This is a genomic window from Capnocytophaga sp. oral taxon 332 str. F0381, assembly GCF_000318275.2.
Taxonomy (GTDB): domain Bacteria; phylum Bacteroidota; class Bacteroidia; order Flavobacteriales; family Flavobacteriaceae; genus Capnocytophaga; species Capnocytophaga bilenii.
Genome location: NZ_KB291309.1, coordinates 26,097 through 47,740, shown reverse-complemented (window position 1 = coordinate 47,740; position 21,644 = coordinate 26,097). Strand labels below are relative to the sequence as shown.

Sequence of the window (21,644 nt, the reverse complement as noted above, 5' to 3'; positions counted from 1 at the left end):
TGACAAACTAGCAGAACATCATTTAAAGTTCGGAAGTGTTTGTATTTCAATATTTTACAATTGAAATCAATGCTTTTTGGCTCATTATTGGTTCATTTTTAGTATTCTCCTAATAATTATCAAGTGTGCTTAGTAGCCGTTCTTTATAGGTGTAGATGTTGTCTAAATCATCTATCTGAACGCGCTCGGAACTGTCTTTGCCTTTATCAAAAAACTCTATGTATTTTTTGTTGCCATTGAAATGTAGGCGACAAATAGGCTTGCGATTATTATCGTCTAACAATATACCAAAATAGGATATGGTATCACGATAGGCTATTCGGTGGGCGGGTAGCCTTTCACGCAATATGGCTTTTACTATTTGATAGGCTTCAATCTCTTCTTCGGTGGTTACTATCTTGATTTCTTCGGTTTCTTCTTCTGGACCTTGTGGAGCGGTTTCGGCTGTTGCTGGTTGCTTAGTTTCTTCTATGTTTAAGGCTGTTTTCAAGCGGGCATTGATTGTGTCATTGAAATAGGAGGTCATCGCTCGTTTTAGATAGCCTGTGAATGTTTCGAGGCGATTGGCATTGATTTGCTTTTCAAAGAAACGGCGTGCCAGCAGCTTGATGAAGTCATCGGAGGGCTCTTGTATTTCTTTTTCAAATTCATTGCGAAAGGCGCGCACGTATTTGAGGGCTTCGGCACTTTCTAAGATGTTATCGAGGCTGAATGTGGCTTTGGTGAATTTTACGAGCTCTTTAATGGTGCTGTCTTTTAGGTTGGCTAAATTGACGGTTAGGAATGGATTGTTATCCATTACGTTTGGCTTTTCAAGGTCGGTAAAGAAATTGTATACTATGCCGTTGGTGATGATAGCGAAACGGGTGTCGGTTACGTGGTAGTAGCGGTGGAGTTGTGAGGTGTAGGCTTCTACGTTCTCTTTCCAATGTTTGCATTCTACGATTAGGATAACTTGATCGTCTTTCTTGATTACGTAATCTACTTTTTCGCCTTTTTTGGTCCCGATGTCGGCGACAAATTCGGGTATTACTTCGGTGGGATTGAATACATCGTAACCGAGTATTTGCAGAAATGGCATTATGAAGGCGTTTTTGGTTGCCTCCTCTGTTTTTATCTGGTCTTTAAGACTTTCCACTCGGCTGTAAAGTTGTTCGAGTTTGGTTTTTAGTTCTACTTCTATTTCCATTGTTTTTCTATATTATTGGTTAAACTTGGTCTTCGGTTTGTCTTCGCTTAGTGTTCGCTTAGTGTTCGGTGTAGGTGTATTTTTCCTGTTTTTACTCTTTTAGTATTTCGACTAATTTATTATATACATCAGGGTTTTGTAAGTCGTTCCAATATATTTTTTCGTACTTATATCTATCAAAGGCGTCTTTCTTTTGGTATATGATAAGTCCGTATTTATCGCAAATGATGATGGTTTGGCTTTCTAACAGGTTTGCGTAGGAACGGGCTTGTTTGAATGCTTCTTCTATTTCTTTATTGGTTTTTAGATAGTATTTTGCTTCTATGAGTATTTTCGCTTTTTCGTATCCTTTTTTGTTGTCGTAATGTAGGGCGTAATCGGGATATATTTTGCTTCCTCGTCCTGCTCTTATGGGTAGTTGTCGGATATAGTTTTTGTGCTCGGTGTAGCCGATTTGGTTTAGATAATACTCTAATAGTTTCACTTCTACATCTCGCTCGTTGTGTAATTCAACTCCTTTTGGTGGTTCGGGTGCGTGTGGGGTGGGTAGGTTGGTGGTATCGAAGCCTTTGTTTTGCATTAGGTATAGGAGGCGTGTGTAATCGTCATTTGAGATCGCCCAGCCGTTTACGCCTTGAAATTTTTTGCGTATTAGTGGGTGTTTTGCGAAGTACTCATCGGCTTCTAATTCTTTTAGGGTGATGTGGGGTACTTCTATTTCGTTCCCTATATAGGAATTAGCATAATAATAGAAAAATGGGTCGATAACTCCGTCTGTTTGGGCTCTCCAAATGTGTGTAATGGCACTAATGGGTGAGGTTTCATAATGTACTAAAATGTCGCCTCGTTTAGTTTCGGGGTTTGCTTGCCAAAATTTTTCTTCTTCTATACGTTCTTCTTCGGCGATTAATCCGCCTATAAACCACGCTTGGGTGGGTTGGGGCATTGGTGGGAGTGTTTTATCGATATAGTTGGGGGCAAAGTCGTATAGGAATGCGCACAGCTCGTTGGGTGTTAGGTTATTTTCTACTCTGAATTTATAAAACACTTCGCACAGCTCAATATAATACATACAGCGGGCACGATAGTCGCTCTTTTTAGGCATTTTGGGTAGCTCTATAGAAAAAGTATCTGCTATTTTATTGAGGTCGAAAAATCGGTATGTAAATAGGTATGGGAATGTATAATCATAGGCTATGGCATAGAAATAAAAGGATATTACTATATGAAAGATCAGAAAATACTTATAGTCTTTAGGGTCTATAATATAGCCTTTTTCGTTATTATCAAATATGAAATAAATGCCTTCGTCTAAGCAGGTTTCAAACTCTTTTCTTACTTCTGCAAACGTTTTAAAATCAAAGTTATTAGGATTTCTATCCAGTGAGCTGTCGCCTATTTGTTGCATTATGCTTTCATAGGCTCTTTTTTCAATCCATTTGCCGCAATTGGGGTTATATTTTTTGATTACTTCAACATCGTTCCAAAAAACGCTATAATATTCAAAGAAATCTATAGTATTTTTGCCGTTTTCGGATTGTTTGTATAAATCCCATACGTATTTTGATAGTTTCATATTGTTTTAGTTTTTGGGTTACATTCGTTCTTTATTGAAACTTCCTTTGACGGTAAAGAAGCATCGGATAATACTAAGGGGGTATTCACGGGGTTCGTATTTAGGGTTTTCACTTGCTAATATTACGTGATGTTCATCAGAGCCTTTTTGTACGTACTTAATGTTTGTATCCCCATTATCAAATACAACCACGTAAGGGTGTCCAAATACTATATATGGAAATTCTACGGGCTTTATACCTATCATATCTCCTGATTTGTATTTTGGATACATACTATCACCATAAACGTTTATGAATATTACGTTGCTACCAAAATTGGGGATGAATATAGGAACACGTGTTTCTTCATTGTTGAATGTAGTGAGGTCAAATCCTGCGGAGGCATTGACTTCGGGGTAATAATATCCTGTTATTCTTCCTTTGGGTATTCCGATAGCGTTTTCTTGGAAATATTCTCTTGCTTCTTCTACATACTGGGTAAGGGTATATCTTTGTCTATCGGTTAATTGAGCATCTCCCCATTGAAATTCTTTGAGTACCTTTTGAGGAATACCTGTTTTTTCGTGTATATCAGTAAGGGTAAGGTCGTAGTTTTTACGTTCTTCCCTTAGAAATAGTGCTAATTCATCTTCTTCTTCCTCTTCTTCGTATTCGTCTTCTTCGGGGACTTTTTGTTCCTGCTGAGTGAGCATTGAGCCGTTGTTATTTTTTAACCATTCAGGATTTAAACCAAACTCATAAGCAAACTTTTCAAGGAAGCTATCTGTTAGATATTTTTCAAGTCCTTTTAAAGCTCGTGAAATAGTTTCCTCAGATATTCCCATTTTTTTAGAAATATCCTTTTGTGTCTTTATTATTTGTTCCCCTTTTAAATAAGCAACGGCTCTATCAAGTCTGTTTTTTTTATCAATAATATTGATATTTGGATTATTTTCCATACCTTTGCACTTTAAAATTAAACATTTGTTGTTATGAATTGTAATAAAGAAAAGCAAGCGTTTATACCTATGTCTGATGAATTATGGTCGGAGTTAAATAGTTATCCTCCTATTACCTACAATCCTCCTATTGCATATAGACCTCCTGTTATATATGTAACAAACAATGATGTAAATAACAACAAACAATCTAAAAAAGAAAAAGCGGTATATAGCCATTACAATAAAGGAAACGAACAAAAAAGCTACTGTTCTATATTATTGTTGCCTTCCTTATGCGTTCTTCTATGTATTGCAATTCTTTATTTTTTAAATCTTTTATAGGTTCAGATGATTTTATATTGTAAAAAATATCAAGCAATATAGATTGATTTATTAATTCCTGATATACAACTTTTTGCAAAGTTTCTTCCACCTCCTTTTGTTCCGCTTTAATTTCCGATTTAAATCTACTTGTGTCAATAACAGCCCAAATTTGAAAACCTACCAAAAAGGTAACAATTACCCCCATAACAGCGGTGGTAGCCCCAAAGCTATCCCACGTAAAAGGCTCTAATCTGCACCAAAATAACAGTAATGTAGCTATACTTATCAGTAGTGATAGCAGTGGTAATATATTTTTCTTCAAAAAATCTTTCATTATAATGATTTATTAATCAGTTAATTACAAAAATATAACAAATTAAATATCAAAATAATTGATATAAAACTTGCAATATCAAAAAAGTTGATATATCTTTGCGGCGTGAAAATGAAACGTTACTATTAACGTTGCAAAGATAATAAATAATATGAAATTAACAAGCACAGCAAGAAGTATTATTGTAAGTTGTATAACTGACTTCTCAATAGAGGTGAATAAGAAGCCTATAACTATTAGCCACTGGCTATATATGCGACCTTATATGTTTTTGAAGATAGAAAATTACACCCCTTTAAAAAAATTCGCTAAAACTGACAATATAGATGATTTGTTTGAGTTTGAGAGCGAAAATGAAAAAGAAACACTACTTAATAAGTATAGAACGTTGAATTATGAAGACAAGACAAGTTATACCGCTTAATGTTACTGCCGAAGAGTTTTGCAACGCTCTGGGGCTACCTCGTAGGGCTGACCTTATGATGCAACTTAGAGACTTACAACTTGTGAAGTTCTTTAAGGTGGGTAATAAGCACTTATACCCTCGTACTTATATAGATAAAGTACAAAATATGTTATTAGAGGGTAAGATACAGATACGAACCGATAAAGGCGAATATTACGTAATTATGAAGTAAAAAAGCGGCACTATCCCAGCACCGCTTAATCTAAAAAAAATTAATGTTAAACATGTAATATTACAAATACGTAAATTACAATGGCAAATTTACAACAAATGAATGAAACTGCAAAACAAAGTAGCCAATTTTTTCTTCAAGACGGCTACGTAACGATGAATGGCAAACGCTATGATGAGTGTGTGCCTTTTGAGCAAGAGGCGTTTAACGTGGCTTTGCAGCACTGCAAGGCTGATGAAACGGCTGATGATGAGCTATCGCCTGAATGGGCTGATATGCTGAAACGTGCTACTGCACCGCTAATGGCTGTGTGCAAAAAACCTCAGACTGATATTAGTGATAGCTTGTTTGAGTTGTTGCTGTCAAAACTTCCTGATATGGCTGAGGGCGACCCTGATGGGTGGGTGAGTTTGGCGGTTACTTATGGGGTATATACGCTACAATTATGGTATTGTTATGCTACTGATGTGGTAGAATATGCGTGTTTTTACGAAAGTGCAATTGATGATTATAAAACGCATCATCTTACCCTTACGGCGCATCAGGTTGAGCGTTGTCATACTGTGATTACTGATGCTTACGATAAGCTGCGAAGTGAGTATGCTTATGAAGAGCGTTTGCATCGTGAAGACTTAAAACACTTAGAATATACATATTACAGGCAGGTGCTTTAACTTTAAATCTTACGACTATGAAAGAACAAGTAACAACCTTAGAGGTAGGCAAATGTTATCAGATACACCACGATAACGATGTATTGCACCTTATCAGGGTGAATAAAGAGTTTATACCCTTAGTACCTGATATACCAGTTTATTATGCGGTGGCTGAGGTGTGGGGCAGCAATACGATAAATACGAGCGTATGTCACTCAATAATTGAGGGTAATACTTATACTGAAATAACACAAGAGCAGTTTAAGAACGTATTGAACACTATGATATATAGAATATCTACTTATATCAATGAAATGAATTAAATCCGCTCATTTGTTGAGTGTAGGCTTCGGCTAACTGAAGTAAGAATGTTAGGTGGTTAGCCGAATGTCCTACAAAAACAAGGATAAAGAGCCTCTACCAATCATAAGTGCCGTGCTACCCTTTTAAATCTGGACATATCTAAAACACAATAACGCACGGCACTTTTCTAATTTAGAATTAATAATTAACACAAATGAATGAACAATTAATTACGCTGAAACAAGCCCCTATCATTATCTATGAGAGGATAAAAGCGGTAGGGCAACAAGTTGAGACTAAAATCGCTGAATTGAACCTCGACAACCAGTTGGTAACTGATGAGACTTTGAAGAGTGCGAAAAACACTCGCGCAACGCTTCGCAAAGAACTTGCGGTATTTGAAGAGCAGCGCAAATTCATCAAAGAGCAGGTAAATGCCCCTTATGAAGCGTTTGAAAAGGCGTATAAAGAGCATATCAAGGTGCATTACGATAAGGCTGATAGTACGCTGAAAGCGAAAATTGACGAGGTGCAAAATCGCTTATTAGACGATAAGCGGGGGCGTATCAAAGGCTATTTTACTGAATTATGCCAGTCGCAAGGTATTGACTTCCTCATCTTTGAACGTTTACCGCTGAATATTACGCTTAGTGATAGCGATAAGAAATTTAAAAATGAGGTGGCAAACTTTGTAAGCGAGGTATTAAATGGACTGCAAATTATTGAGAGCCTAAAAGAGCCTGATGAGTTTAAGGCTGAAATACTAACCGACTACAAGCAGACGCTTGATATTACAAGGGCGATACAGGGTGCTCAATACCGTAGGCAACAACGTGAGGCTGAATTGCAGCGTATCGAGGCGCAACGATTAGCAGCCGAGCAAGCAAGGGCAGCAGCAGCGGCGAGGGCGAGAGAAATAGCACCGCTACAAGCACCTGAAGAAGTACCACCTCCAGCAATTCAAGAAGCACCCGCCCCGCATCAAGAAGTACCTGCTCCTGCTCCTCAAGAAGAAATACTACATTACACCCTTGGGGTGAGCGGTACAAGGGCGCAACTTAGAGCATTACGCCAATTCTTAGAAACAAATAACATTAATTACAATATACAATGAGTACAGCAGTAACCACCACAGAAAAGGGCTTAACATTAGGTAATTTCCTTAATCAAAAAGCCACAGCCGATTTCCTAACAAAGACATTAGGTTCAAGAAAATCAGAGTTTGTATCTAACCTCTTAGCCCTTTCAGATAGCAATAAAGAACTGTTACAATGCGATAACACCGAGCTGATGAAGTGTGCATTGAATGCCACCGCTCTAAACCTACCACTTAACAAGAATTTAGGGTATGCGTATGTTATCGCTTACAAGGATTGGAAGACCCAAGAAGTACACCCACAATTTCAAATGGGATATAAGGGTTTTATTCAGTTGGCTATCCGAAGCGGTCAATACAGAACCATTAACACCTGCGAGGTGCGAGAAGGCGAGATTAAGCGTAACAAGTTCACAGGACATACTGAGTTTTTGGGTGAAAACCCAGAGGGCAAAGTCATAGGTTATTTGGCTTATATAGAACTACAAAATGGCTTTCAGCAATCACTATATATGAGCCTTGAGCAGGTGCAGACACACGTAAGTAAGTATTCACAAAGTGGAATGGATAAAAAGACGGGTGAGCTTAGGGGTGTATGGAGAAATGAATTTGACGCCATGGCAAAAAAGACAGTACTTAAGCTCCTACTTAATCGCTACGGGGTGTTATCAGTAGAAATGCAGAACGCTATAGAGAAAGACCAAGCAGATAGCGAAGGGCGTTATATAGATAACCCGCAAGCAGGTAGGTATGTGCAAGACGCTGTTATCATCGAGCAAAGCGAACCTACCGAGATTGTTGCTCAAGAAGAGCCAGTAGCCCCTGCACCTGCCCCTTCAGAAAACCCCAAACAAGTAGATTTTAAAAGCCTATAAGCATGAGAACAAGTTATTTTACCCTTGGACAATCGCACGTATATCGCTTTAATGGACAAACCTTAGACCACGATTGTGTGATTAAGATAACAGCAGAAAATCCAAGAGATGTAATGGTTGAGTATTTTGGATTAGAGTGGGCTTTTGAATATGATGAATGCCCTGAAATGGTTTTCTTTCCACGTGGTGTATATAACCTAACAGAAAGCAAATGGGAGACATTATGAAACACCAGATTATACTTAGAAAGCACTATTCTAAAGACTTTATAATAGAAATAGAAGCTGTAACAGAAGACGAGGCTATATATATATTTAAAAAAAATATAGAAGAGTATAAAGCAAAATCAAAAAAGCAAACAGTACTCTATGGTGAAACCTTATTTGTCAATGGAATAGCTGTAGTAGAATTTGAAAATGATACAAACACAAGTAATTAATTCAGGTAGTGAGGGTAACGCCGTGATATACGACAAGGCAATAATGGTAGATTGCGGCGTTACACTCAAAGCCTTAGAAGCAGTAAAACGTTCTTTGAAAATTGTGCTCCTTACACACCAGCACGGCGACCACCTAAAATTGCGAACCTTGCAGCGATTACAAGCCGAGCGACCTACCTTGCGTATTGCTTGTGCTGACTTCCTCTTGGAGCGGTTGGAGGGGCTAACGAATATTGATGTACTGCAAGTGGGTAAATTGTACGATTATGGGGCGTTTAAAGTGTCGCCTGTGAAGCTGTACCACGATGTACCAAATGTAGGTTGGCGGATATTCCTCAATAATGGGCAAAAGATATTCCACGCTACCGATACAGCACACTTGGAGGGTATCAGTGCCAAAGGTTATGATTTGTACGCTATTGAGCATAATTACTGCGAGGAGTACATACAGCAGGCGATAGAAGAAGCGCACGCAAAGGGCGAATATACGCACGCTTACGGCAATATCAATACACACCTTAGCATACAGCAAGCAAGGGCGTTTATTGAGGCAAACAGAAAGGAAAGCAGTGAAGTATTAGAACTGCATAAAAGTAGAAGTTTTTATAAGTAAAATTGAAGAAAATGGAAACAATATTTAAAGTTGGAATGGAGGTCTATGACTATGTTTTTTTTGGTAAAACACCTCTGAAAATAACAGAAGTTAAAGAAGATATGACTTTGCGTGTTCTATGTGAAGAAGTAATTTATTGTTATACGGGAGATGGCAGATTTATAGGTGAATATATTCCCTCAAATAGAAATAGATGTTTATCGCAAACATCTACACTTTCAACTTCTCCTTACACCTTGCAAGGTTTTGAACAAAAAGCACCTACTCCAACGTATGAGGAAGCCCTCAAAGAAGCACACAGAAAGGACGAATATTACTATTTACCTAACGATTTAGAAGCACCAAGTAAAGAACTTGCTGATGCAACAATGGCACTTTTGAAACTCCTATTTCTTAGAGACTATTACAATGAGGGTTGGCAGCCTGATTTAAAAAACAAAGAGCAAAGGGGTATTTCTGTCATTTTAGATAGTGAAGGGAATTTTTTTGTGTGGGGAGTATTAAAAGAAACAGAAACTCACGCGTTAGTATTTAAAGATGAAAAAGTTGCTAAACGTTTCATCGAAGAACAAAAAGAACTATTAGAAATTGCAAAACCTTTATTATAACTATGGAAAACAAAAACAAAATAATGAGTGCTTTACAAGTAATCAAAATAGCACTTGAAGCAACAAAAGAGAAGGTTCTTATAACAAAAGGATTGTTAATTGAACTGAAAGAAAAATATCAGTGTTTGGATAATTTGGAAGATATAAGAAAAGACCCTGATGTTATTCATTTATCAAATGAAGTTGAACAATTAGCTGAAGAAATCGGATTTATAGTTGAAAATTAAAAAAAAACTATGGAAATACAAGGACGAATTAAAACAATATTCGCTACTGAAACAGTAGGGCAAAATGGTTTTCAGAAGCGTGATTTAGTTATCACCACCGATGGGCAATATCCACAAGATATTATCATTCAATTTGCACAAGGCAATTGCGCTGTATTAGATAGGTTTCAAGTGGGGCAAATGGTTAAGATACACTTTAACCTGCAAGGGCGTGAATGGACAAGTCCGCAAGGTGAGGTTAAGTACTTCAATACGGTTGTAGGTTGGAAGATAGAACTCATTCAAACCACGAATGTAGCGCAACCTCAATACCAGCAGCCTATGCAATATCAGCAAGCCCCACAAGGGTACGTACAGCAGCCGCAATATGCGCAACCTGCCTACCCACCACAAGGGCAACCGCAATATCAGCAGGCGCAAATGTTTAACCAGTACGGGCAAGCACCTTCGCAAGGGGACGGCATACCGTATTAAGGTAAATAAAAGCAAGTATCGATTGGGATAGTAGCAGGTTCGAGTCCTGCCTTGCTTTCAAAGACGATAACAATGAAAAAGATAACCATTCCGAGTAACGTTAAGAACGGCAAATTGGTGCAAAATCGCAATCTGATACAAAAGGCTATAACCTCCTTTGAGGATACAAATATCAATATCACCATTGAGAGGCGAAGCAAGAAACGAAGCGTACAGCAAAATGCTTTCTATTGGGGCGTTTGGATACCTATCATTCAGCAGGCTATGAATGACACTTGGGGCGAGTTTTACCCTCCTAATGAGGTGCATAATGTACTGAAAGCCTTGTGTAATTATGAGGAGCGTCCTAATCCTGCCACAGGTGAGATACAGCGAGTACCTATGAGCAGCACCAAGCTGACCACCTACGAATGGGAGAAGGAGTTTAAACAGCAAGTAAGGCAGATGTGTATGGATAATTTCAATCTTGATTTGCCTGAACCTGATAATGAGGAATAAGCAATTTTCACCCCTCGTTAAGCAAGGATAAAAACAAGTTATAAAGCACTGAATATCAAAGTGAAGATATAAATAAGCAAGTTTTAAAGTAAAATAAGCAATGAAAAAAGAAACCGTAAGCCGATTTAATGAGGAGACATTCACTACCTCAGACCTTACCGCCTTAAAAGGCAAATACCTAACTGAAAATCTTTATCGCCGTTGGGAAGAAAAATTTATTGATGAGGATACAGGCGAGTTAGTCTCTATTGAGCGCAGGGAGATTATCCTTTATCAAGGTGAAGAACTAACTGATGACAACCTGCAAACTATCAAATTCTTTATGGATAGCGGCGAACTAAAAGAAGTATCAGTTAGCAACCTACAACGCTCAGCACGATTGGTAGGAGGTAGTGCTACCATTTGGACGGCTGTGGTAGATGACAATGACAAAAAGCGCACGTTTTATCTATATGCCAATAGTGCTGCCGTAGCACAGCAAATCATTACCGACTATGTGGAGCAGCATTATAAGGGAACGTTTGAAATAAAATCACTCAAAGAGCAGCAGTATTTTACCCTTGTATCATTGGCAAAGAAAAACAGCAATGAGGAGCAAAATAAGTTCTATCAGATAGAGGTAGAGATAACAGTAAATAAAGAGTCTTACCCAATGCGCTTTTTGGTGAAAGCACCTAATGCAGAAGAAGCAAAAGTACTAAGCGAGGCGTTTTATGAAACTTATATGCGTGTGGCTGATAAGGATAAAGAATTACCTCCTTATACAATGACCTTGCTATCGGCAAAAACGCTGAATGTAGAGGCAGTTATAGATCACCAATTTTGCAAGGAATATATAGATAAAAGCAAAGAAACGTTGTAATGTGACCATTGTGCACCCCGATAGGCAAGCACTCACGTTCGAGCCGTGAGCGGGGGCTAAAACAAATGAATTGATTATTATGGTATACGGATATATTAGGGTAAGTTCCGATAAACAAACAGTGGAAAACCAACGCTATGAAATAAAGAACTTCTGTAAAAAGAATAATATGAAAATAGACGGGTGGATTTCAGACGAGGGTATATCAGGCACAAAAGCTCCTGAAAAACGAGAGTTAGGAAAACTATTAGAGAAAGCAAAAGAAGGTGATTATATTCTTTGTTCAGAACTATCACGATTAGGAAGAAGCTTAATGATGATTATGTCTATCTTAAACGAATGCACGAAGAAAAAAGTAAATGTTTGGACAATCAAGGATAACTACCGATTGGATAATGATATAAGTAGTGCTGTAATAGCTTTTGCTTATGGCATTTCTGCTCAAATAGAACGCCAACTTATATCTCAACGAACCAAAGAAGCATTAGCCCGCAAAAAAGCTGAGGGGATGATATTGGGTCGCCCCAAAGGGAGTAAACCTTCCAAAACGAAACTTACGGGGATGGAAAAACAAATTAAGGAGCTTTTAGACAAGAATGTGTCTCATTCGGCTATTGGGCGTATTTTAGGAGTTCATCGTATTACCGTGAGTAGTTTTATTAAGAATAGAATGTGTAACAATGAAAACATTTTATAAATCATTACTAAGTACTGCAGAGGAAGCAGGAATTAAGATGCTTTCTGATGAGCGTTGTTGTCAGCTACTGGCGTGGGTGTTGGAGATAGGAGGTTATACAGAGGAAAGTACTCATAATTTCAAACTTAATCAAGATATTCATATAGCGCAAAAACGCCTGAATATATTAGGAGGAGAAACACCTAATACTGAACTGGTAACTATATTGAAAAAGTATCATTCAGAACTGCTAAACTTTTTAAACAAAAAAACAAAAAAGCCTCAATGGCTAATAGACTTTGAAAATTACTATAAACTGAAACCTTACAAAAATAATTAATAACCGATTTGAAGGAGATTGAGTGCGCATAAATCTTTATCAAATCTCTAATTTCAAATCAAAATGAATGAGTATCAAGAGTTTTTAAAATCAAAAGAACGAAAAGTAGCCGAAGCGGGTTTTGAACTTCCTAACGAAGAGTTAAACCCTAACCTATTCGACTTTCAGCGTTACATCGTGAGCAAGGCACTAAGAATGGGGCGGTATGCCATCTTTGCCGACTGCGGACTTGGAAAGACCCTAATGCAATTGGAATGGGCACACCAAGTAAGCAAGCACACACAGAAGCCTGTAATAATACTTTGCCCGCTGGCAGTAGCAGGACAAACCATACAAGAGGGGCAAAAGTTCGGTATCAAGGTCCAAAAGTATGACAATAGCGAACCATTACAAGGCGTGTATATCAGCAATTACGAGCAGCTGGATAATATCAATACCGCTCATTTCGTAGGGGTAGTGCTTGATGAAAGTTCAATACTGAAGAACTTCACTGGTAAGTACAAAAACGCTCTTATCAAAGAGTTTAAAAACACCCCTTACAAGTTGTGTTGTACAGCTACCCCAAGTCCTAATGACTTGAACGAAATAGGCAACCACTCAGAATTCCTTAACGTATTAGATGCTCAGGATATGCGTGCTAAGTGGTTCGTGCGTGATGAAGGTATGAATAACTACCGATTAAAAGGGCACGCTAAAAACGACTTTTACGGCTGGATTAGTTCGTGGGCTACTATGCTTACCAAACCTTCGGATATAGGCTTTAAGGCTGAAGGCTATGAGCTGCCTAAACTCAATTATATTGAAAAGGAAATACAGACAAAAAAGCGTGATAATGGTATGCTTTTCAACCCTTACTCGGTGAGTGCTACCGAATTCCAAAAGGAATTGCGTAACACGCTTGACCAGCGATTGGAAGCAGTAGCCGAGATTGTAAATAATTCAGAGGAAGCGTTTATCATTTGGGTAAATCAGAATGAGGAGGAAAAGAAAGCCCTTGCGCTTATCCCCGATGCAGTAGCAGTGAATGGTAGCGAAAAAACAGAAGTCAAAGAAAAGAAACTACTCGGATTTGCTAATGGTGAATTTAGGGTGCTGGTAACGAAAAAGAAAATAGCCCAATTCGGTATGAACTTTCAGAATTGCCACAATCAAATATTCGCAAGCCTCGACTTCTCATTCGAGGGTACATACCAAGCAGTTAGGAGGTCTTATCGCTTTGGACAAACAAAAGAAGTAAATATCTATTTCATAACTACAGACACAATGGAAAACGTAAAACAAACTCGTGAGCGCAAAGAACAACAATTTAAGGAAATGCAGTCCCAAATGAATAAATTCATCAATGGCAACGCCTTCGGACTACTCAACTCGTACGAGTTTAAAGAAGTAAAAACGCCTAACTATTGGCTGATGAAAGGTGACAGCTGCATAGAGATAAAGCGCATTCCTGATGACTCTGTCGATTTAATCATCTTCAGCCCCCCATTTAGTTCCTTATTTACCTACTCAAACTATATTCACGATATGGGTAACAACGAAAGCCACGAGGACTTTTTTAAGCAATACACATTCCTTTTGTACGATTTGTACCGTATCCTTAAACCAGGTCGATTAATGGTTTGCCATACCAAAGATTTGGCTGTATATAAGAACTCAAGCGGCTACACAGGGCTGTATGACTTCACAGGCGACCACCATAGAGTTGTAGAGTCCGTAGGATTTAAATACCACTCAAAGGTGAATATATGGACAGACCCAGTATTAGAAATGCAGCGCACCAAAACACAACGCCTGCTATATAAACAGCTTCGCAAGGATAGTAGTTATACAGGCGTGGGGCTGCCCGAATATTGTACCATATTCCGCAAATGGGAGGGTAATGAAGAAGATTGGACACCGATAAACAACAAGAATAAAAACAACTTCCCCTTAGAGGTTTGGCAACATTGGGCGTCCCCTACTTGGAATGTAGAGAAGGGCGATATAGAACACCTTCACAAAATAATGGAAGATTACAAGGTAAATACGTGGTTTGATATTAAGCGTACCGATGTACTCAATGGCAAAAAAGAGGCTACCGATTTAGGCGATGAGAAGCATATTGCCCCGCTACAATTGTCAGTCATTAAGCGTTGTGTGCAGATGTGGAGCAACAAGGGTGAAACTGTATTTACCCCCTTCTTAGGGATAGGCAGCGAAATATACGAAGCCGTTAGTTTAGAACGCTATGGTATAGGGATAGAGCTTAAAGACAAGTACTTTGAAACCGCTGTTAAGAATGTGAATACAATAACCGAAAAACAACGACAATTAACGTTATTCTAAATACATCATTCATTTGTCTCCCCTTGTCTTTGGCGAGCGTTATTATTTGGCGTGCCATTGTCCAGAGAGCAAGTTAAGGGCAAGGGGAGTTTTTTTAACACCTACACTATGGAAAGAGAAACATTTGTTTTTTACAAAGATTGGTTGAATGTTATTCGGGATTTGCCAAGTGAGGTTCAGTTGGAAGTTTATCAGGCTATTACGGAATATGCCATATATGGTAACTTGATTGAACTAAAACCACTTGCAAAAGTAGCATTCGGATTTGTAAAACAAACGATTGATAGGGATACACAAAAGTATATATCAATCAAAGAAAAGAGAAAAGAAGCAGGAGCAAAAGGAGGCAGACCGCTGAAAACCAACGAATTAGAAGAAAGCAAAGATAAGCAAAAAAACCAATTGGTTTTTGAAAAAAGCAAAAAAAGCAAAAGCCCCCTTAATGTAAATGTAAATGATAATGTAAATGATATTTCTTTTTTAGAAAAAAAGAAACAAAAAAGCACGAGTGTAGATTTTGGCGAGGGCGAAAAAAACAATCAGCCCTTAAACGCCCAAAAAGAAACCTCCCCCCCAGTTGCGCCCGCCCCCCCTCCTTTCAATTTCAGAAAGGCAATGCTATCAGAAGGCTTTGCTCCTGAACTTGTAGATGAGTGGCTCAAAATACGCAAAGCCAAAAAAGCCGTCAATACCGAGCGCGCTTTTAAAGCATTCGTAAATCAGGTGCAACAAACAAATCAGGATATGAACAGCGTGCTTGAAATAGTAGTGCAAAAACAATGGAAAGGCTTTGAAGCCGAGTGGCTACACAGCACACAAGCCCCCCTGCACGCCCCTAAAACAATAGACGAAAATGGAAACACAATCACAGAATGGCAACAACAGCCTGCCGCTGGTGAGCCACAACAATATGTCGTTGGCAGACAAACAATCGATAACCTTAAACACAATTCAACAGGTTGGGGAGCTCACACCATTGGCAGTAGCTAAACAACGATACCAATACCCCCGACTTAAAGATTTACCCCCCAAGCAAGTAAGCAGCCTCTTTGGCGTAGTATTCACCCGCATAGTATCGCTGGTAGGAATTAAAGGCGATATAGACCCCTTGCAGAAGGAAGAAATATGGAACGTTGTTTTTAGCCGTTTTTCGTGGCTTTCTTTTCAGGACATATACAAAGCCTTTCAAATGGATAGAAGCAGGGTATTTGGGGCTAAAACCGACCATTATCAGTTCTTTGATGTATCCTACGTGAGTGAAGTATTAGATAGATACCAACAATGGCTGCAAAGCACCCAGCAGGAACATCACATCAAATCGCAGCAATGCCAAGCAAAACAAATCACAATGAGCAAGGAAGACGAAGAAAAAATCATCAAAGAGTGGTTAATCAATCACTTCAAAGAATATCAACAGACCCAGCAAATGCCTATCATATCAGTACCCGTATACGATGCGCTACACAAGCAAGGCGTTCTAAAACCCTATTTTAGTGCCATAACCGAAGAAGATAGAGAAGTAATGAGGATTGAAACCAAAAAACGCCTGCAAATAGAGCAAACACAAGCAAAAGACAGGCAAGGACATACAGCTATAAAAACCATTTTAGAGCAGTTTGTCAAGGGCGAAAGCGACCCTACGGGCAAACTATTGCGTTTGAAGAAAGAAATCACCCTGCAATTCTTCTACGATTGGCTTATAGCACAAGGCAAGGAACTTTCCGAAATGCTATCGCCACAACACACACCGAACACAAGGCGAACACAAGGCGAACACTAACCGAAGACTAATTGCCCCCACATACCCAGCTCCAAGCATTCGCTGGCTTTGGCTCGCACCGAAGACTAATCGCCCGTGCGGCTCGCACCGAAGATAAAACGATTAAAATTTACAACCCTATGAAGAAACAAACATTAAAAGAACAAGAAGTAGTCGAGTTATTCGAGTACGCAGCGCGCAACCTCATCAAGGAGTTTTGCCGCAAGCAAGACCTACAATTTGAATTTGACAATTACGATGTAGGTATGGGCATTATATGCTTATCGGATTACTTCTTCAATATTGAAGATATATACTTCGATATGAAGCACAATCTGCCCAAAGACAAAATACTGCAATGGTATGACTACCGACTAATGCACGACACCAACATCAATTACCGCTCCTACTGTAAGGGGCTTAGAGAAGAATTAAAAAAGAAAGACAAATGAGCACTTTACATTTAACACTAAAAAAGCAATGGTTTGATATGATACTATCGGGCGTAAAGACAGAAGAGTACCGCGACATCAAACCGTATTACAACCTTCGCCTTATCGGAAAAGAGTACGATAGCGTCATATTTCGCAATGGCTATGCTCGTGATGCTCCACGCCTCACCATAGAATTAAAATCTATACGCTTTGGCACAGGCAAACCTGAATGGGGTGCAGAAGCCAATAAAAAGTACTTCGTGCTATACTTAGGGAAGATTATTAACACTAAAAATATCGACAAATGAGAACAATCCAAGAACTCGTGCCCCTTATTCAAGAATGGGCAAAAGAAAGAAAAATCTATGAGCAACTAACGCCTTTTGATGAACTCCTCAAAACCCACGAGGAAGTCGGCGAACTTATCAAAGCGTGTTATGATAACGACAAACCCGCTATTCAGGACGCCATAGGCGATGTAATGGTAACCCTTATTAATTACTGTTATTTCAGAGATGAAAATGTAGAAGCCATTATCAAAAAAGCCTTATCCGAGCCTTTTAGGGCTGATACACATCATGTTCTATCAGCTATTTACGCCAATAAATCAATAATAAACCTATTCTTTGACGAGGCTCTTAATAAGTATTCTACTGTTAAACCATCTCCTTTTTTGAGTGGTTTTAATATACTTAAGCATCTGAATAGTATAGCTCATTCGGCAAACACCACCCTTGAGGAGTGTCTCAATATCGCCTACAACGAAATCAAAAACAGAACAGGAAGAATTATAAACCGTAAATTTGTGAAAGATGAAAAACACAAATAAAACTTATATGTATAGTGCATATACACCTCGCCCTACATTTATTAGAAGAAACAATAATAACAAGTTGCACACAGAAAAAGGCGATTCACAAGGAATATACAACCCTAATGATACTTTACAGGATTATATAACAGTAGGATTAGTAATGTTTAGTGTACCCTTACTAATAATTATATTAGGTGCTATATATAATTTTTTTGTACAAAATGAAAAATAACGACTACCCCACTTGGCTTGTCCCTTTGGATATAGCCCAACAGCTCAAAGCAATAGGCTTTGATGAACCTTGCCATTTCCACTTTCTATACTATCACGGCTGGGAAATGTTAAAGAAAAGAGGCGATGAATACGGATTTATCACCTCCAATAATTGCAGAGCATATGTGGTAGAAAACCACAATGGAATAGGAAAACTTTCTGTACCCACTTGGGAACAAGTATTTCAGTGGTTCAGGAGCAAAGGTTATCACGGCGTTATAGCCGTAGGTGATGAAAGCGGAGAACTAAATGAATATTCCTATTGCATTAACTACCTCAATGAGTTACGATGCGACTTTGAACAGGACAGCCACTTTACCTACGAAGATGCCCGTGAGTACCTCGTAAAAGCCCTTATACGAACCTATAAACAAGAGCAATTAAAATGAAAATCTATATCTCAGGAAAAATTAGCGGTACAGACCTAACCGAAACCCGCAAACGATTTGCAGCCGTAGCAAAAGTAATGAAAAGATTAGGCGTTGAACCCGTGAACCCCTTAGAAAACGGACTATCAGAGCATGACAGCTGGGAAGCGCATATGCTTAAAGATATTGCCGACCTGCTGCAATGCAAGGCTATCTATATGCTACAAGGCTGGCAAGAAAGCAAGGGCGCACGTATAGAGTATTACATCGCTACCAAAAAAAGAATGCCTATAATGTATGAGGTAGAGCAAGCTATGATATCCGAAAATGAGTAATCACAAAAGCAAACATCAAGACGGGTATAAAGCCCGTCTTTTTTATGGCAATATTTACAGTAAAACCTACTGCAATGTAACGTTGCAAAATGATGATAAACAAATAATTATATCAAAAAAGTGTAGGAATACTTCAAAGTTTTTTGTACCTTTGCACCCGAAAACGTAATGTAATAAATCACAACCCTATGAAACACCAAGAAAGCACCCTACAAACCACTTGCGTACGCTGGTTTAGATACCAATACCCGCAGCTCGTTATATACGCCGTCCCTAACGGAGGCAGTCGCAACGTTCGTGAAGCACAACGCCTCAAAGCAGAAGGCGTACTGGCAGGAGTAGCCGACTTGGTAGTGCTACTTCCACAAGGCAAAAGCCTCTATATCGAAATGAAAGTAAAAGGCAATCGCCAAACGCAAAACCAAAAAGACTTTCAGAATAAAGCCATCGCACTGGGGCATACCTACGCCGTATGCTACACCTTCGAGGAGTTTCAGAAAGTAATAGAAAAATCCACTGCCAAGCCCGCAAGAAACATCACCTTAGAACACATAAGGCAATCCGTAGAAATATCCACAGGCGAGCCGCTAAAATCAAGCCCCCAATACCTCAAAGTCTTTTGTGGAATAGCTAAAAAACACTACAATGCCACCAATAAAGAAATAGCCAAATACCTACAAAAGTCATTATCCAGCATCTCCTATTACGTAAAACAAAACAGCCAGCTTACCGATAGCAAAGGCTACAAACTCTTGTTTAAAGATATAGAAAACTCCTTCTTAGAACGTTGCAAATAAGTCTCTTTCTTTTTCATTCTTATTGTTTATTTAGTGTTAGCTGCCGTCCTATAAACTATGTAGGACGGCAGTTTTTTTGTGCAGAAAATTTTCCTCACATTATTCTTTGCCCTATTTGTTTATAGGGTGCAGTTTTTTATAGTGCAGAAAATTTTCCTCACAATTATTCCTCACCATCTTTTGTCTGCTCCTGCTCAAAACGTTCTTTCAGCTGCATACTATCAGCCTCCTGCGAGTATGGGTACTTTCTTACAATCCCCAGCCAGCGGTCCTGTTCATCGTAAAAATGAGTAAACCCCTCAGGAGGCAATAACAATTCAAAAAATGAAACCCCTATAACCTCAGATACTTTTTGAATAGTATCAAGGGAATTGTTTTTAAGGTTCTTGTTTAGCGTCTGATATTGTACCCCCAGCGTGTTTGCTACATCAGCAAGTTTAAACCCTTTGCTTTTAATCTTTTTAGTGATATAGTTATAATCTATCATATATAAGAATAATTACATTAACGCCGCAAAAGTATATAAAATAATTGATATAGCAAAACAATTAAAAAAAAGTATTATTTGCATAAGTGCTTACTATCAATTACTTACAAAATAAATTGCAAAAACATATAAAAAAAAGTATATAAAAATTTGCATATATGTAAAAATAGTTATACCTTTGCACCGTCAAAATGATAGAACAAGTAATAACATTAAATACATTAATAGTATGAAAGCATTAGAATTAAAATACCTCAAAGCAGGTAACATTTACAAAGAAAGTTCTGAAACCACAACAGTTTATGTAGAAGTGCTATCAGAAGGTAGAAAGGGGTATTGCAATTATATAACTATAACTTATGAAGAAGGCGAGGTATCAACCTTTTCAGTGAAAAAAAACCAACTTATATTCACAATTGAACGATACAATGAAAAATACACCCCCTGTACTCAAAAAGAGTTCAAAGCAGCACTAAAAACGATAAAAGACAGTTTAACATTCTAAAAAATAAAGCACAATGGCAACAAAATTACAACAATGGTCTAACAGCCTCAAACGCAAAGCACGCAAAGAGCTAACAGAGATTTACAACTGTTACGAGCCTAAAAAAGTAAAATACGTTAAAAACGTTATTTTCTACCCTGATGGCAGGGCATCAAAAATAGGTTTTGCACACGATTATTCTTTTTGGGCGTGGTAAAACAATCAGACCTAAGCAAGTCTTTAAACTGCTTTTAAACTCAATTTAATAACATTTTAAAATCAATATCAAAATGAAAGCATTAAACAAACAACAAGAGATACAAGTATATTACGAATGGTGCTATAATAATTATGAAGTACGTACCCAGTTAGAACTCAAAGGGCGTGGTATAAAAAAATCAGAATATACTGAAGGCATCTACTTTGTAACCCCAAAAGCACTTGAAAAACTTGAAGAAAAATACATTTGCGCTCGTTACGATGTTCATTCGTTAAACAACTAATCACAACGCCCTGAGCAAGGCTTTAAACTGCTTTCTAAATCTAAAAAAACAACTTAAAAACAATATCAAAATGACAGTAATAAAAAAATCACACCACGAACTTTCAGATACTGAAAAGATTGCACGACTTAAAAACATAGCTAACTACACTAATGAGAGGCTTCATAATTGGTACTTTGCAGCAAAAAGAGATTACAATGTAAATGGCATCGCAAAAGCCTCTTATAAGTTAGAAAATGAGACGATCATCATAACCTACACAGAAGAGGGCATTACAAGAGTTTTTGAGGTTAATTATGTACTTGAGAACTCTACTGAATTAGATTACGCCTTCTATGTATGGGCGGGGTCAGCAAGTGAAGAAGATACAATTTTAGATTAACATCAAAGCCCTGAGCAAGGCGCAAAAAGGCTCA

At 38.2% G+C, this 21,644-nt stretch carries 34 protein-coding genes; 29 read left to right on the top strand and 5 right to left on the bottom strand.

From position 1 onward, the window contains the following. Window positions 1–109 precede the first annotated feature (109 nt). From HMPREF9075_RS06215 to HMPREF9075_RS06200, 4 genes are all read right to left on the bottom strand, one after another. Window positions 110–1,189, bottom strand: a complete 1,080-nt coding sequence (locus tag HMPREF9075_RS06215; RefSeq protein ID WP_009415643.1) for a type I restriction endonuclease — start codon at window positions 1,187–1,189, stop codon at window positions 110–112. 91 nt (window positions 1,190–1,280) lie between these two features. After that, a complete protein-coding gene (locus HMPREF9075_RS06210; protein ID WP_009415642.1) occupies window positions 1,281–2,765 on the bottom strand; it encodes a hypothetical protein in 1,485 nt (494 codons plus the stop codon). Window positions 2,766–2,783: 18 nt separating this feature from the next. Further along, complete coding sequence (locus tag HMPREF9075_RS06205; protein WP_009415641.1) at window positions 2,784–3,704, bottom strand: XRE family transcriptional regulator; 921 nt, start codon at window positions 3,702–3,704, stop codon at window positions 2,784–2,786. A 253-nt stretch (window positions 3,705–3,957) separates the two neighbouring features. Further along, a complete protein-coding gene (locus HMPREF9075_RS06200; RefSeq protein WP_009415640.1) occupies window positions 3,958–4,344 on the bottom strand; it encodes a hypothetical protein in 387 nt (128 codons plus the stop codon). 151 nt (window positions 4,345–4,495) lie between these two features. Between HMPREF9075_RS06200 and HMPREF9075_RS13195 the strand changes: the two genes are divergently transcribed. From HMPREF9075_RS13195 to HMPREF9075_RS13845, 25 genes are all read left to right on the top strand, one after another. Then, complete coding sequence (locus tag HMPREF9075_RS13195) at window positions 4,496–4,768, top strand: hypothetical protein (RefSeq protein ID WP_009415639.1); 273 nt, start codon at window positions 4,496–4,498, stop codon at window positions 4,766–4,768. Beyond that, entirely contained in the window at window positions 4,740–4,982 is a 243-nt protein-coding gene (locus HMPREF9075_RS13190) for a hypothetical protein (RefSeq protein WP_009415638.1), read from the top strand. Before HMPREF9075_RS13195 ends, HMPREF9075_RS13190 begins: the two co-directional genes overlap by 29 nt. Before the next feature lie 80 nt (window positions 4,983–5,062). Continuing rightward, entirely contained in the window at window positions 5,063–5,656 is a 594-nt protein-coding gene (locus HMPREF9075_RS06190) for a hypothetical protein (protein ID WP_009415637.1), read from the top strand. A gap of 17 nt (window positions 5,657–5,673) precedes the next feature. Continuing rightward, window positions 5,674–5,961, top strand: coding sequence for a hypothetical protein (locus tag HMPREF9075_RS06185; protein WP_009415636.1), 288 nt, complete (start codon window positions 5,674–5,676; stop codon window positions 5,959–5,961). A 194-nt stretch (window positions 5,962–6,155) separates the two neighbouring features. Next, complete coding sequence (locus tag HMPREF9075_RS06180; protein WP_009415635.1) at window positions 6,156–7,055, top strand: DUF1351 domain-containing protein; 900 nt, start codon at window positions 6,156–6,158, stop codon at window positions 7,053–7,055. Further along, window positions 7,052–7,912 (top strand): recombinase RecT, encoded by an 861-nt coding sequence (locus HMPREF9075_RS06175; RefSeq protein ID WP_009415634.1) that lies wholly within the window; start codon window positions 7,052–7,054, stop codon window positions 7,910–7,912. The genes HMPREF9075_RS06180 and HMPREF9075_RS06175 overlap by 4 nt, the downstream gene beginning before the upstream one ends. Window positions 7,913–7,914: 2 nt before the next feature. Continuing rightward, window positions 7,915–8,139, top strand: a complete 225-nt coding sequence (locus HMPREF9075_RS06170; protein ID WP_009415633.1) for a hypothetical protein — start codon at window positions 7,915–7,917, stop codon at window positions 8,137–8,139. Next, window positions 8,136–8,351, top strand: coding sequence for a hypothetical protein (locus tag HMPREF9075_RS06165; RefSeq protein WP_009415632.1), 216 nt, complete (start codon window positions 8,136–8,138; stop codon window positions 8,349–8,351). The genes HMPREF9075_RS06170 and HMPREF9075_RS06165 overlap by 4 nt, the downstream gene beginning before the upstream one ends. Then, window positions 8,329–8,964, top strand: a complete 636-nt coding sequence (locus HMPREF9075_RS06160) for an MBL fold metallo-hydrolase (protein ID WP_009415631.1) — start codon at window positions 8,329–8,331, stop codon at window positions 8,962–8,964. Before HMPREF9075_RS06165 ends, HMPREF9075_RS06160 begins: the two co-directional genes overlap by 23 nt. An 11-nt stretch (window positions 8,965–8,975) precedes the next feature. Further along, on the top strand, window positions 8,976–9,572 hold the full coding sequence (locus HMPREF9075_RS06155; RefSeq protein WP_009415630.1) for a hypothetical protein: 597 nt from the start codon (window positions 8,976–8,978) through the stop codon (window positions 9,570–9,572). Window positions 9,573–9,574: 2 nt separating this feature from the next. Further along, on the top strand, window positions 9,575–9,799 hold the full coding sequence (locus HMPREF9075_RS06150; RefSeq protein WP_009415629.1) for a hypothetical protein: 225 nt from the start codon (window positions 9,575–9,577) through the stop codon (window positions 9,797–9,799). A gap of 9 nt (window positions 9,800–9,808) precedes the next feature. Beyond that, window positions 9,809–10,273: a DUF3127 domain-containing protein gene (locus HMPREF9075_RS06145; RefSeq protein WP_009415628.1), complete on the top strand. Its 465-nt coding sequence runs from the start codon at window positions 9,809–9,811 to the stop codon at window positions 10,271–10,273. A gap of 72 nt (window positions 10,274–10,345) precedes the next feature. Continuing rightward, window positions 10,346–10,771 (top strand): hypothetical protein, encoded by a 426-nt coding sequence (locus HMPREF9075_RS06140; protein ID WP_009415627.1) that lies wholly within the window; start codon window positions 10,346–10,348, stop codon window positions 10,769–10,771. A 100-nt stretch (window positions 10,772–10,871) separates the two neighbouring features. Further along, window positions 10,872–11,633: a hypothetical protein gene (locus HMPREF9075_RS06135; RefSeq protein WP_009415626.1), complete on the top strand. Its 762-nt coding sequence runs from the start codon at window positions 10,872–10,874 to the stop codon at window positions 11,631–11,633. A 79-nt stretch (window positions 11,634–11,712) separates the two neighbouring features. Next, complete coding sequence (locus HMPREF9075_RS06130) at window positions 11,713–12,330, top strand: master DNA invertase Mpi family serine-type recombinase (RefSeq protein WP_009415625.1); 618 nt, start codon at window positions 11,713–11,715, stop codon at window positions 12,328–12,330. Then, window positions 12,314–12,649, top strand: coding sequence for a hypothetical protein (locus HMPREF9075_RS06125; protein ID WP_009415624.1), 336 nt, complete (start codon window positions 12,314–12,316; stop codon window positions 12,647–12,649). Before HMPREF9075_RS06130 ends, HMPREF9075_RS06125 begins: the two co-directional genes overlap by 17 nt. A gap of 63 nt (window positions 12,650–12,712) precedes the next feature. Then, window positions 12,713–14,974: a DNA methyltransferase gene (locus HMPREF9075_RS06120; protein WP_009415623.1), complete on the top strand. Its 2,262-nt coding sequence runs from the start codon at window positions 12,713–12,715 to the stop codon at window positions 14,972–14,974. 108 nt (window positions 14,975–15,082) lie between these two features. Then, the gene (locus HMPREF9075_RS06115) at window positions 15,083–15,964 is read left to right on the top strand and encodes a DUF6291 domain-containing protein (protein WP_034557050.1); all 882 of its coding nucleotides are present in this window, start codon (window positions 15,083–15,085) and stop codon (window positions 15,962–15,964) included. After that, window positions 15,885–16,754 carry a hypothetical protein gene (locus HMPREF9075_RS06110; protein WP_232305072.1) on the top strand — a complete coding sequence of 290 codons (870 nt, stop codon included), beginning with the start codon at window positions 15,885–15,887 and terminating at the stop codon, window positions 16,752–16,754. Before HMPREF9075_RS06115 ends, HMPREF9075_RS06110 begins: the two co-directional genes overlap by 80 nt. Before the next feature lie 119 nt (window positions 16,755–16,873). Next, the gene (locus HMPREF9075_RS06105) at window positions 16,874–17,185 is read left to right on the top strand and encodes a hypothetical protein (protein WP_034557060.1); all 312 of its coding nucleotides are present in this window, start codon (window positions 16,874–16,876) and stop codon (window positions 17,183–17,185) included. Continuing rightward, entirely contained in the window at window positions 17,182–17,475 is a 294-nt protein-coding gene (locus HMPREF9075_RS06100) for an ASCH domain-containing protein (protein ID WP_009415619.1), read from the top strand. Before HMPREF9075_RS06105 ends, HMPREF9075_RS06100 begins: the two co-directional genes overlap by 4 nt. Beyond that, complete coding sequence (locus HMPREF9075_RS06095) at window positions 17,472–17,996, top strand: MazG-like family protein (RefSeq protein ID WP_009415618.1); 525 nt, start codon at window positions 17,472–17,474, stop codon at window positions 17,994–17,996. The genes HMPREF9075_RS06100 and HMPREF9075_RS06095 overlap by 4 nt, the downstream gene beginning before the upstream one ends. 206 nt (window positions 17,997–18,202) lie before the next feature. Next, entirely contained in the window at window positions 18,203–18,643 is a 441-nt protein-coding gene (locus tag HMPREF9075_RS06085) for a hypothetical protein (RefSeq protein WP_009415616.1), read from the top strand. Continuing rightward, complete coding sequence (locus HMPREF9075_RS06080) at window positions 18,640–18,957, top strand: DUF4406 domain-containing protein (protein ID WP_009415615.1); 318 nt, start codon at window positions 18,640–18,642, stop codon at window positions 18,955–18,957. The genes HMPREF9075_RS06085 and HMPREF9075_RS06080 overlap by 4 nt, the downstream gene beginning before the upstream one ends. Before the next feature lie 188 nt (window positions 18,958–19,145). After that, window positions 19,146–19,754, top strand: a complete 609-nt coding sequence (locus tag HMPREF9075_RS13845; protein ID WP_009415613.1) for a VRR-NUC domain-containing protein — start codon at window positions 19,146–19,148, stop codon at window positions 19,752–19,754. A gap of 163 nt (window positions 19,755–19,917) precedes the next feature. Here the strand turns inward: HMPREF9075_RS13845 and HMPREF9075_RS06070 are convergent, their stop codons facing one another. Then, entirely contained in the window at window positions 19,918–20,241 is a 324-nt protein-coding gene (locus HMPREF9075_RS06070) for a helix-turn-helix transcriptional regulator (RefSeq protein WP_009415612.1), read from the bottom strand. A 229-nt stretch (window positions 20,242–20,470) separates the two neighbouring features. Between HMPREF9075_RS06070 and HMPREF9075_RS06065 the strand changes: the two genes are divergently transcribed. From HMPREF9075_RS06065 to HMPREF9075_RS06050, 4 genes are all read left to right on the top strand, one after another. Continuing rightward, the gene (locus HMPREF9075_RS06065) at window positions 20,471–20,746 is read left to right on the top strand and encodes a hypothetical protein (RefSeq protein WP_009415611.1); all 276 of its coding nucleotides are present in this window, start codon (window positions 20,471–20,473) and stop codon (window positions 20,744–20,746) included. A 13-nt stretch (window positions 20,747–20,759) separates the two neighbouring features. Beyond that, entirely contained in the window at window positions 20,760–20,942 is a 183-nt protein-coding gene (locus HMPREF9075_RS06060) for a hypothetical protein (RefSeq protein WP_009415610.1), read from the top strand. A gap of 73 nt (window positions 20,943–21,015) precedes the next feature. Beyond that, entirely contained in the window at window positions 21,016–21,228 is a 213-nt protein-coding gene (locus HMPREF9075_RS06055; protein WP_009415609.1) for a hypothetical protein, read from the top strand. Between the two features lie 70 nt (window positions 21,229–21,298). After that, window positions 21,299–21,610: a hypothetical protein gene (locus tag HMPREF9075_RS06050; RefSeq protein WP_009415608.1), complete on the top strand. Its 312-nt coding sequence runs from the start codon at window positions 21,299–21,301 to the stop codon at window positions 21,608–21,610. Window positions 21,611–21,644 lie beyond the last annotated feature (34 nt).